The organism is Streptomyces hainanensis (assembly GCF_004348415.1).
Taxonomy (GTDB): Bacteria; Actinomycetota; Actinomycetes; order Streptomycetales; family Streptomycetaceae; genus Streptomyces; species Streptomyces hainanensis.
In genome coordinates, this window is sequence record NZ_SMKI01000797.1 from 1 (window position 1) to 1,631 (window position 1,631).

Annotated in this window: 2 protein-coding genes; both read right to left on the reverse strand. The window is 70.3% G+C overall.

What is annotated here, in order from left to right:
• Window positions 1-995, reverse strand: a 995-nt coding sequence (locus E1283_RS36005; RefSeq protein WP_341829985.1) for a putative T7SS-secreted protein, incomplete at its 3' end; no start/stop codon positions are given.
• 105 nt (window positions 996-1,100) lie between these two features.
• Window positions 1,101-1,631 (reverse strand): hypothetical protein (locus E1283_RS36010; protein ID WP_132822365.1); only part of this gene is annotated, 531 nt, incomplete at its 5' end.

The following is a 1,631-nucleotide window of genomic DNA, read 5'->3' on the forward strand; positions in this document are numbered from 1 at the left end:
CCCCGACCCATCCGACGGACGCTCTGCCCCAGCCCCCGCATCCCCTGCCGCAGACCACGCATACCGGTGGTCGCGAGGGACCGCATCCCACGCGCCAACCCACCCAGCGTCGTCAGGCCCTTCATGCCCGGGATGCAGTCCAACGCCGCGAACGCCACGTCCCACAACGACGCCCGGCCGTTGGCGTAGTCGTAGAGCGTGTCGGCCAACACCACCAACGCCGCGGCGAGGACGATCAGGGCGAGGGGGCCGCCGATGATCATCACCACGATGCCCAGCACCGCGACGACGACCTTGCAGACCTCCACGATGGTGTCCCAGTTCTCGGACACCCAGTTGATGGCGTCCTCCCACCAACGGCGGTTCCGGATACCGGCGTCGGACGCCTCGTCCAGGTCGTCCGCGCAGGCGCTGGCCGCGTCCTCCCGCATCTCCTTGGCCTGGCGCGCCAGTTCACGCGCGGCGGAGAGGGCCTCCTCGGCGGAGTCCACCCGGCCCTGCGCGGAGGACGCCGCCTGGTCGGCGGCGTTGGCGTCCCGGGTGGCGGCCCGTACCTCCGCCTCCGAGGGCGGTTCCACGTTCTCCCGCTCGCCTTCGCGCTCCAGCCGGTCGGCCTCGTCCCCGGCCCGGGACACCCAGTCCTGCGCGTCGGTCAACGCGCCCTGCGCGGACGTCAGATCGGCCTGCGCCGCGATGGCCCGGTCCAACGCCCGGTCCGCCATGCCCTGCGCGGTCTCCAACTTCGGCCAGTACGTCCCCAGCGCCCGCGCCGCCAGGTCGTACGATGTCTGGAGCTTCTCCAGATTGCCCGGCACCCCGTCGAACTCGGACCGGAACGCCTCGGCCGACAACCCGGCCCAGTCCATCACCGCCCGGTCCTCCGACATGCCACGGACCTGGCCCAACGCCTCCCCGACGTCGTCGGCGAACGTCTGGAGTTGGTCTGCCAGCGTCCGGACCTCGTCCGGACTCCCCGGTGTCGGATCCGAGTCCATATCGACCGGACTCCAGTCAGACGTGCGCGACATCGGGCCCCCGTTGTGCTCAGCTCTTTGCGATCGTAAGAAGAACGGATCGCAGTATAGGAGCCGACGTCGCCGCTACGGTTCGGTGGTCGAGACCACGAACAGCCGCGGGCGTTCCTCACGGGTGAGATCGACGGTGACGGACACCTCGGGCTCTTCGCGCGACTGCCGGACGACGGTGCCGGCGTACTCGCGCGACGGGTCGTCGAAGTTCCAGCCCACCGTGTCGGCGTTCGCCCGGTCGATGGTGACGCCGGGTTCGAGGTCGCCGTACTCGGCGCCCAACTCCTCCAGGAAGGCGCTCAGTTGCCGGGGCGAACAGCGGAACTCCACATACATGGTGCTCCGGTCCCAGGAGTTGGTCTCGTAGTAGCCGACATAGGCCGATCCGTCCGGGATCGGGATGTCGTAGATGCGGCGCTGCACCTTGCTCGGCCACTCGTAGATCAGCGCCCTGGCCGAGGCCACCCGCGCCTTGTCCTCGCCGCTGTCGCGGCTCTGGTAGGCGGAGAGCCCCAGATAGCCGGCCGGGATGGCGATCAGCAGGAAGACGGTGACGAACGCCAGCCAGCGGTGCCGCGGCCGGTGCGGGGGCCGCTGGGGGGC